Here is a 9261-nt window from a genome sequence, read left to right as displayed (position 1 = left end):
GCGCTCCCGCTGACGCCGCCCCCCCCAAGGCGCCGGCCGCCCAGCGTTCCTCCGCGTCCGCTCGCGGAGACAAGGCCGCGCCACGCGCCGCCGCGTCCGGAGGCGAAGTGGAGCCAGCGCCCGCTGCTCGCGATGCGGAGGCCCGAGCCCGTCGTCCACGGGCCACCGACCTCCTCACGGGCGAGGTCATGGACCTCGGAGACGCTCCTGTCCCCGAAACGCGCGTCATCTCCTGGGAAGCGCCGCCAGGCCGGATGGACCCGGTGCGCCGCGTCGTCCGCGCGCGCCCGGAGGGCACGGTCTCCGCCCCGGCGCCGGGCCGCACGTTCATCGCGAAGCCACCCGCGGCCCCCGAGCCGCCTCGGCCTGTCCCCGGCGTCATGGACCCGCGCGAATCTCCCGCGCCCGCCTACGCGCCGTCGCCTGACACCGAGCCCGACGCCTTCCGGCACATCCGCGAGCGCCCGCTCGACGCGAAGCCCTACCGACTCCTCGCCGAGTACTTCGACCAACGCGGAGACCCGGCGCGTGCCTCGCTCATGCGCGAAATCGCCGACGCGCTCGACGGGCTCGAAACCCCCGCGCCGCGCGGCCAGCGCCCGCCGCTGACCTCCGACGAGCGCGCCGGCCTGCGTCACCCCGGTCTGCGCACGCCCTCGGGAGAGCTGCTGGCCTGCACCGGCATCGCGCTCTGTCGGCTGTTCCCGGCGGAGGGCCGCGCCGCCGGTTCCTCGGAGCTGCTGCGCGCCACCGCGGGGCCCTGTGCGCCCGCCGTGCTCGACGCGCTGCACACCGCCGCGCGGATGCTGGACGTCCACCTGCCCGAGCTCGTGCTCGCCGAGGACGACGGTCCGCCCTTCACCGCCGTGCACGCGGGCCACCCGCGCCTCCTCGTGGGCCGGCTCCTGCTGCGTGAGCCCATGCCGCTCCCGGAGCTGCGCTTCCACGTGGGCCGCGCCTTGCTGTCCCTGTCGCCGGACCTGCTCGCGCTCCGAGCCCTCAAGGGCGGCCAGCTCCTCCGCGCCCTGGCGCTGCTGGCCACGGTGCTGAAGGACCCGCGCGCCTCCGGAGCCGAGGCCCGCGTGGTGCGCGAGTCCCTGTCTCCGCGCGCCCTGGAGCGCGCCATGGCCTTGCTGGAGCCCGGCACCCAGAACTTCAAGGCGTCGGCGCTCGCGGACGCCGCGCGGGACTCCGCCAACCGCGCGGGTCTGGTGGCCTGCGGGAGCATTGGCCCCGCGCTGTCCGTCCTGCGGACCCGCCGGGGCAACGAGGCGGAGCTGGTGGAGCTGCTGCGCTTCGCCGCGTCGGAGCGCTACCTGCCGCTCCGGGCGCCGCGCTGACGTCAGTTCGTGTTCAGCTTGATGGTGAGCGCCAGCATGCGCCCCTTGGGGCCGCCCAGGTCGTGGCGGTAGCCGAAGTCCAGGCCGCCGCCGCCCTCGGACATGAAGCCGAGCCCCGTGCTGATTTGCGACGTCCGCGTGAAGCCGTCGTAGGAGTAGCCCGCGCGCACCGGGAACAGCTCTCCCAGGATGTACTCCAGGCCGCCGTGGTAGGTGAACGTCGTGGCGTCGTTGGTCGTGAAGTCCGCGCGCACGTCACCGGCGAGCGTCAGCAACCCCGTCATCACCCCGACATGCGCCGAGTAGTAGCGCGTCAGCTCCTCGTTGCCCGTGTCCACGATGTTGTGCGCGGAGAAGCCCGCCATCAGTGACGGCGACAGCCGGAGCATCAACCCCGCGTCGCCGGTGACGGAGTTGGCGAACCGCGACTGGCCGCTCATGCGCAGATAACGCACCGTGGCGCCGAGCATGAGCGCCTGACTGACGGGCAGTCCCACGCCCATCGAGCTGAGGTGGGCGCTGGCGCGCGCGCCGCCGCGCCCCACGCTCACCCAGTGGTAGTCCACCCCCATCCCCAGGCGGCTCGTGGCCGCGTCGATGACGGAGACGCCCAGCAACCCTTCCTTCCGTCGCGTATCCCACGCGCCGGTGCCTTCGACCCGGTAGGACGGGTAGAGGACCATCGCCGCGGGATTGCCCATGATGGCATCCGTGCCCAGCCCCAGGGCCCGGTAGGCGCCGCCCATGCCATAGGCGCGCGCGCTCATGACATCGCGAAGGTCCTCGGCGGGCTGCGCCAGGGCGGTAGTGGACACACAAAGGGCAATCAGCACCAGGGCGCGGAGCAACATGACAAGTCCATCCTATCCGGCTTGATGGGGTCAGAGGCCATCAATAGATTCCCAGCCCTCATGGCCTCCAAAACCTCGAAGGTAGAGCCCCTCATCCGCAAGTGTGTCATCCCGGCAGCCGGCCTGGGCACGCGCTTCCTGCCGGCGACCAAGGCGGTTCCCAAGGAGATGCTGCCCATCGTCGATACTCCGACGCTCCAGTACATCGTGGAAGAGGCGGTCTCCGCCGGCATCGAGGATGTCGTGCTCATCAATGGCCGCGGCAAGAGCGCCATTGAAGACCACTTCGACATCGGCTTCGAGCTGGAGACGACGATGCGTGCGCGCGGCAAGGAGGCGGAGGCCGACAAGCTGCGCGCCATCGCGGACCTCGTGCGCGTCGTCAGCATCCGCCAGAAGGAACCCAAGGGACTGGGCCACGCGGTGCTGTGCGCCAAGAGCGTCATCGGCGACGAGCCCTTCGGCGTGCTGCTGGGCGACGACATGATTGACGCCGAGGAGCCGGGAATCCGCCAGCTCGCTCGCGTGTACCGCCAGTACAACCAGGCGGTCATCGCGCTCATGGAAGTGCCGGACAGTGAGACGCACATGTACGGCATCGCCGCGGGCACGGACCTGGGGGACGGCGTGATGCGCATCGACCGCATCGTGGAGAAGCCGAAGAAGGGCACCGCGCCCTCCAACCTCGCCGTCATCGGCCGCTACGTGCTGCCGCCCGACATCTTCCCCATCCTGGAGAACCAGACGCCGGGCGTGGGCGGTGAAATCCAGCTCACGGATGGCCTGGCCGCGCTCCAGCAGACGAAGGGGCTGCTCGGCTACCGCTTCAAGGGTCAGCGCTATGACGCGGGCGACAAGGTGGGGTACCTGAAGGCCAACATCGCCTACGCGCTCAAGCGCCCGGACCTGCGGGACGGGCTGCTTGCCTACATGCGTGAAGTCGTGAAGACGGAGAAGCCGTGAAGCGCACCGTTGCACTCCTCGCTGTCCTGGTCTCCTTCGCCGCGGCCGCCTATGTGCTGCCCGGCAGCTCCATCATCCGCCGCATGTCGGCGGAGCGCGCCGAGCTGAGGCTGTCCACGCTGCGCGTGGAGGGCTCCCTCAGCTTCGGAGGTCCGGCCGTCAAGGAGGCCGGCGCCGCGCTGGGGACGCCCACGGACCGCCCGGAGGTGCAGGGTGACGGCGTGCTGTCCCTCCGCGTTCCCGGCCGCTGCCGCTTCGAGGCCTCCGTGCCCGACGGCAACGCCACGTCCACGGTGGTCCAGTCGGGCGGCCGCCGCCGCGTGCAGGGGACCGAGATTCCCTCCATGTCGGCGCTCGTCGCGCAGGTGTGCCCGCTGCTCGCCACGGGCAGCGGCAACGTGCAGGAGCTGAAGGAGGCGGTGCTCCGCCACCTCCAGAGCCTGGGCATCGAGACGGGGCGCACCGGACTGGCGCGCTTCGGCGGCGAGGTGGCCTACGTCCTCGGCGACATGGCCGAGGGCCGCCCGCAGTTCTGGGTCTACAAGGACTCCTTCCGCCCGGCCCGGCTGCGGTACTCGGACGCGTCGGGGACGGCCTGGGACGTCCGCTTCCTGGACTACAACTCGCCCGCCACGGGGGAGTGGATGCCCCGCACCATCGAGGTGTGGCGCGGCGGACAGCGCAACCTGCGCTTCACCGCCTTGAAGGGGGACAATCGGGCCAACCTGCCCGACTCGCTCTTCACCCTGTAGTCAAAACCGGCACTTTCCTGAATTCCTTGCGGCGTTGGCGGCGGCCATGAAGAGTCTGGCCCCGCCTGGCCGGGACTCTCCCCGGCCCGCCACGCAGAGGAATGTCCCATGAAGGTGTACGGCCACCCGATGAGCACCGCCACGCGCATGGTCCTCGCCACCCTGGCGGAGAAGGGCCAGGAGGCGGAGCTCGTCCTCGTCGACCTCACGAAGGGGGAGCAGAAGAGCCTCGGGCATGTGGAGCGCCACCCCTTCGGCGTCATCCCCGCGTTCGAGGATGCTGACGGCTTCCGGCTCTACGAGTCGCGCGCCATCATCCGCTACCTGGACCGCAAGCTGCCGGGCGCCGCGCTCACGCCGTCCGACGTGCAGGCGTACGCGCGCATGGAGCAGTACATCAGCGTGGAGCAGTGTTACTTCACGCCCAACGCGATGAAGGTCATCTGGGAGCGCCTCTTCAAGGGGATGCTGGGGGGCGGCGCGCCGGACGAGGCGCGCATCGAGGAGGGCCTGCGGGGCGTCGAGCGCGTCTTCAGCATCATCGAGCCGGTGCTGGGCAAGCAGCCGTACCTGGCGGGCGACGGCTTCTCGCTCGCCGAGGTGACGTGGACGCCCTACATGGAGTTCTTCGTCGCGGCGGGCGGCGCTGCGACGGGCGCGCGGGGCGGGCTTTTCGGCCTCGTCCCGCTCCACCGTCTTCGCGGCGCGCTTGCAGCGGGGCTTCTCCGTGTCCGCCTCGACGGCGACCTCGGGGTCAGCAGCCTTCTCTCTCGAAGTACGGGCTTTACGCATGTCTGTAACGCTTGGGGAGGAATGATGCGCCCGAGGACTCGGACAGATGGAATGGCGGGGGGAGACGTCCGCGCAGCCCTCGGAAGCACCTTCCAGGAGGACGGCCCCGCCGGAATCCCAGGAAGGGACTGCGCGGGCGTGAGCCTTGTGGTTGGGAGAAGAGTCGGCGCCGTCGGATACACCTGCGCCATGAACCGCGAGGGACGTTATTGACCCCCTCCTGGCCTGTCAAGGCATCTTGAAGGCCGCGGTTGCATCGCTTCCAGCTAAGCAACACGCGCCCCCGGGCCCCCATTTCCAGCCGGCCGTGCGGGCCTTCCGGAGGCGGCGACCGGACCTTGTCGGTCGGGAACCGTAGAGTGGCCGCCTTTCGAGGCACGCGCCGCCGCGCCGTGTTTTGGAGTAAGGACCGCGAACCGTGGACGACTTCCAGAAAGCCGCAGCCCGAGCCCGTGAGCTCCACCGTGAGCTGGCGCACCACAACTACCGTTACTACGTCCTCGACTCGCCCGAGGTCAGCGACGCGCAATACGACACGCTGATGCGCGAGCTGCAGGACCTGGAGGCGCGGCACCCGAGCCTCCAGACGCCGGACTCGCCCACCCAGCGCGTGGGCGGCGCGGCGGCCGAGGCGTTCGGCGAGGTGGTGCACCGGGCGCCCATGCTCTCGCTGGCCAACATCTTCGAGGACCAGGGCCTCATCGAGTTCGACGAGCGCATCCGCAAGCTGGTGGGACTGCCCGGCGTCACCTACGTGTGTGAGCCCAAGCTGGACGGGCTCGCCATCGCGCTGCGCTACGAAAAGGGCGCCTTCGTCCAGGGCGCCACCCGGGGCGACGGCACCACGGGAGAGGACGTCACCGGCAACCTGCGCACCATCCGCAGCCTGCCCATGTCGCTGTTCCCCCAGGACGGGGTGAAGGTGCCGGACGTGCTGGAGGTGCGGGGCGAGGTCTTCATCCGCAAGAAGGACTTCCAGAAGCTCAACGAGAAGCGCGAGGAGGAAGGCGAGCCGCTCTTCGCCAACCCGCGCAACGCCGCCGCCGGCAGCCTGCGCCAGCTGGACCCGCGCATGACGGCCGCGCGGCCCCTCTCCGTGTTCCTCTACGAATGCGTCCCGGGCGAAGGCGTGCCCGGCTTCAAGACGCACATCGAGAAGCTGGAGTACCTCAAGACGCTGGGCCTGCCCATCAACCAGTACCGCCGCGCCGACGGCCTGGAGGGCGTGCGCGAGGCCTATGACGCCTCCCTCAAGGGCCGCCATGAGCTGCCCTTCGAGGTGGACGGCATGGTGGTGAAGGTGGATGACGAGGACCAGCGCAAGCGCCTGGGCCAGGTCTCCAAGAGCCCCCGCTGGGCGGTGGCCTACAAGTTCCCGCCGGAGGAGGAGTCCACGGAGGTGATGGACATTGGCATCCAGGTGGGCCGCACGGGCGCGCTGACGCCGGTGGCGCACCTCAAGCCGGTGAAGGTGGGCGGCGTGACGGTGGCGCGTGCCACGCTGCACAACGAGGACGAGCTGCGCCGCAAGGACGTGCGCAAGGGCGACACCGTCTTCGTGCGCCGCGCCGGTGACGTGATTCCGGAAATCGTCTCCGTCGTGCTGTCCAAGCGCCCCGAGGACTCCGCCCCCTTCGAGTTCCCCAAGCACTGCCCCGTCTGCCACGCGGTGGCGACGAAGGACGAGGACGGCGCCATCATCCGCTGCACGGGCGCCTCGTGCCCCGCCCAACTGGTGGAGAAGATCCGCCACTTCGCCAGCCGCCTGGCCATGGACATCGAAGGCCTGGGCGACAAGCTGGCCGCGCAGCTGGTGGCCACCGGCAGGGTGAAGGCGTTCGCGGACCTCTACGCGCTCACCAAGGAGCACCTGCTGACGCTGGAGCGCATGGGCGACAAGAGCGCGGACAACCTCGTCGCGTCACTGGAGCGCTCCAAGCAGACCACGCAGCGCCGCTTCCTCTATGCCCTGGGCATCCGTCACGTGGGTGACGCCACCGCCAAGGCGCTGGCGGAGGCCTTCCCTCAGTCGGAGAAGCTCTTCGGTGCCAGCCTGGAGGACATCTCCCGGGTGAAGGACGTCGGTCCCATCATGGCCCAGGTCATCCACACCTTCTTCCAGGAGCCCCAGAACCAGGAGGCCATCCGCGCGCTGCTGGCGGCGGGTGTCACGCCCGCGGCGCCCCAGGTCGCCACGGGAGGCCCCTTCGTGGGCAAGTCGGTGGTGCTCACCGGCGCGATGACGGGTATGACGCGGGAGCAGGCCAAGGAAGAGGTCGAGCGCCGGGGCGGCAAGGTCGCCGGAAGTGTCTCGCGCAAGACCGATTTCGTCGTGGCCGGCGAGGATGCGGGTAGCAAGCTGAAGAAGGCCCAGGAACTCGGGGTAAGAATCCTGGACGAGCAGGCGTTCCTGCAGATGCTGCAGCCGAACGCCTAGACGATGGGGCGGTCCATGAGTGGCACGCGGCGAGCCTCGCTGCGCATCGAAGGCAAGGTGCAGGGCGTCTTCTTCCGGGAGAGCGCCCGCGTTGAAGCCACACGCCTGGGTCTGACAGGCTGGGTGCGCAACCGGCCGGACGGGGCCGTGGAGGCCGTCGTGGAAGGGGAGCCCGCCGTGCTCGAGGAATTCATCCGCTGGTGTCATCACGGTCCAACGCAGGCCCGGGTTTCGGGCGTGCGGTGTACGGACGGCGAGGCCACCGGCGAGTTCAGTCAATTCAACGTGGAGCGCACGTCATGACGCCCTACGCGCTGGCCTCCCTTCCGGCCATGCTGGGCATCCGGGCCGGGTCCAAGGTCTCCGTCATCAACCCGCCGCGGGGCTTCGTGCAGAAGCTCAACCCGCTGCCGGATGGGGTGGAGTTCCTCATCACCGCGGTGACGGGCCTGGATGTCATCCTCTTCTTCACCCAGGACCCGCAGGAGCTGGTGCAGCGGCTGCCGGCCCTGGCCCGCGCCATGGCCCTCACCGGCGGCATCTGGGTGTGCTGGCCGGGAGGCGAACACGCCCGCCGGGGCCTCTCCGAGGACTTCGTCCGCCATGCGGCCCTGGACATCGGTCTGGTGGACAACAAAATCTGCACCATCGACGCCACCTGGACAGGCCTCCGGCTGGTGAGGCGGCCCCGAGGGCGGCTGGACAAGCCAGGGGAGCGCAAGCAAGCCCCTGCCCAGGCCTGACGCCCTGCCGGGTAGCCGCCCGGCATCTGCCCGACAGTGGATGGATGCCGTTTCTCGGCTTTACACACCCGGGGGGCCGTGAAAAACTCCTCGTGTTTCTGGACGGTTGTGTGACGCCCCGCGTTGTCGGGGGTCAACGTCTGGTAGGGATTTTGACGGGTTGCGTTCCCGGCTCCTCTGGCCGCGTCAGCCGCACCGAGGCTCCAGTCGCCCCCCCAAGGTGGCCCACGATGGGCACCGACCGGGTGTGGATAGAAGAGCGGGCGGCACGCGCGTCGTGGGGAAGCTCGAACGCGTTGTGAAGACAAGGCCTCGCCCGGCACGGTGCCGGTCGCAATGCGGGGCGCCAATGAACTCGGAGGAGCAGGCGGTGGTCCCCTCGGTCCTCGACAGCGCGCCCCCAGCCGTGCCCGGCATGCCCGGGTCGGTGGCGCTCGCTGTAGGTCCGCCAGAGGCCGCCTCTCCCTTCGCAGCGCGCTCGGAGGCGCGGCGTCTCGCCGCCGCCCGTCCGGTGAGGTCCGCCCTACCGCGCGCGCCAGCAGGATTCATCCATGAGCAGCATCCTGGTCATCAACGCCGCGGGTCGCGAGACGCGCGTCGCGCTCGTCGAGGGCGGACACATCGCGGAGTTCTACCTCGAGCGTAAGAAGGACAAGGGCGTCGTCGGGAACATCTACAAGGGTCGCGTCGTCCGGGTGCTCCCCGGCATGCAGGCCGCCTTCGTGGACATTGGCCTGGAGAAGGCCGCGTTCCTCTATGTCAGTGACGTCGTCTACGACCCCGACTTCGCGCGCGCGCAGTTCGAGCTGACCGAAGGCGAGCACGAGGATGCGCCGGACGTCCCGGACGAGTCCGAGGCCGAGGCCGCGGAGGCCGCCGCCCGGCACGCGCCCCGTCCCGTGGCGTCGGAGCCGGAGGACGCCCACGTCGAGCCCGCCGCGGCGTCCACCGAGTCCCTGCCGCGCGACACCGCCCTGGAGCTGGCCGCCAACGCCCCGACGGTGACGCCGCCGGGCGTGGAGACGCCGGTGGCGCCCGCGGAGCAAGCGCCGCCGGCCGCCGAGCCGGAGGCGGGGGTGGCCGCCGAGGCGGCCGCGCAGCCCGTCACGCCCGAGCAGATTGTCGCGGTCGAGCCGTCCACGGCGGCGTCCGTGGAGGCGGCGCCTGCGCCGGTGAGTGGCGAGGCCGTGGCCGCGCCCTCCGCCGAGCCGCAGGTGACCGAGGCCGCCGTGGAGCCGGCCGCGCAGGTGGAGTCGCCCGAGGCGGCGCTGGCCGTGGCCGCGGCGTCCGAGCCCGCCGCGGTCGCGGTGGAGACGCCCGCTGAGTCGGCCGTGGCAGTGGCCGAGGGCGAGGCCACCCATCTTCCCGTCGAGCCCCCTCCCC

The 9261-nt window shown here is 70.7% G+C and carries 7 protein-coding genes and 2 pseudogenes; 8 read left to right on the top strand and 1 reads right to left on the bottom strand.

Annotation, left to right across the window (positions count from 1 at the left end):
- A pseudogene (locus G4D87_RS27305) lies at positions 1-1340 on the top strand (hypothetical protein); the annotation flags it as partial.
- A 2-nt stretch (positions 1341-1342) separates the two neighbouring features.
- Here G4D87_RS27305 and G4D87_RS27300 read toward each other — a convergent pair.
- Positions 1343-2191, bottom strand: a complete 849-nt coding sequence (locus G4D87_RS27300) for a PorV/PorQ family protein (RefSeq protein WP_163785468.1) — start codon at positions 2189-2191, stop codon at positions 1343-1345.
- 60 nt (positions 2192-2251) lie between these two features.
- Between G4D87_RS27300 and galU the strand changes: the two genes are divergently transcribed.
- The 7 genes and pseudogenes from galU to G4D87_RS27265 form a co-directional block, all read left to right on the top strand.
- The gene (gene galU / locus G4D87_RS27295) at positions 2252-3154 is read left to right on the top strand and encodes a UTP--glucose-1-phosphate uridylyltransferase GalU (protein WP_163785466.1); all 903 of its coding nucleotides are present in this window, start codon (positions 2252-2254) and stop codon (positions 3152-3154) included.
- A complete protein-coding gene (locus G4D87_RS27290) occupies positions 3151-3906 on the top strand; it encodes a LolA-like protein (RefSeq protein ID WP_163785464.1) in 756 nt (251 codons plus the stop codon). Before galU ends, G4D87_RS27290 begins: the two co-directional genes overlap by 4 nt.
- A 108-nt stretch (positions 3907-4014) precedes the next feature.
- Entirely contained in the window at positions 4015-4911 is an 897-nt protein-coding gene (locus G4D87_RS39610; protein WP_240358651.1) for a glutathione S-transferase family protein, read from the top strand.
- Between the two features lie 205 nt (positions 4912-5116).
- The gene (gene ligA / locus G4D87_RS27280; protein WP_163785462.1) at positions 5117-7135 is read left to right on the top strand and encodes an NAD-dependent DNA ligase LigA; all 2019 of its coding nucleotides are present in this window, start codon (positions 5117-5119) and stop codon (positions 7133-7135) included.
- A gap of 3 nt (positions 7136-7138) precedes the next feature.
- Positions 7139-7438, top strand: coding sequence for an acylphosphatase (locus tag G4D87_RS27275; RefSeq protein ID WP_163785460.1), 300 nt, complete (start codon positions 7139-7141; stop codon positions 7436-7438).
- Positions 7435-7878, top strand: coding sequence for a DUF3052 family protein (locus G4D87_RS27270; protein ID WP_163785457.1), 444 nt, complete (start codon positions 7435-7437; stop codon positions 7876-7878). Before G4D87_RS27275 ends, G4D87_RS27270 begins: the two co-directional genes overlap by 4 nt.
- A 551-nt stretch (positions 7879-8429) precedes the next feature.
- Positions 8430-9261: pseudogene (locus G4D87_RS27265) on the top strand (Rne/Rng family ribonuclease); the annotation flags it as partial.

The sequence above is a fragment of the Myxococcus vastator genome, assembly GCF_010894475.1.
Classification (GTDB): domain Bacteria; phylum Myxococcota; class Myxococcia; order Myxococcales; family Myxococcaceae; genus Myxococcus; species Myxococcus vastator.
This window is presented reverse-complemented; position numbering and strand designations above follow the sequence as displayed.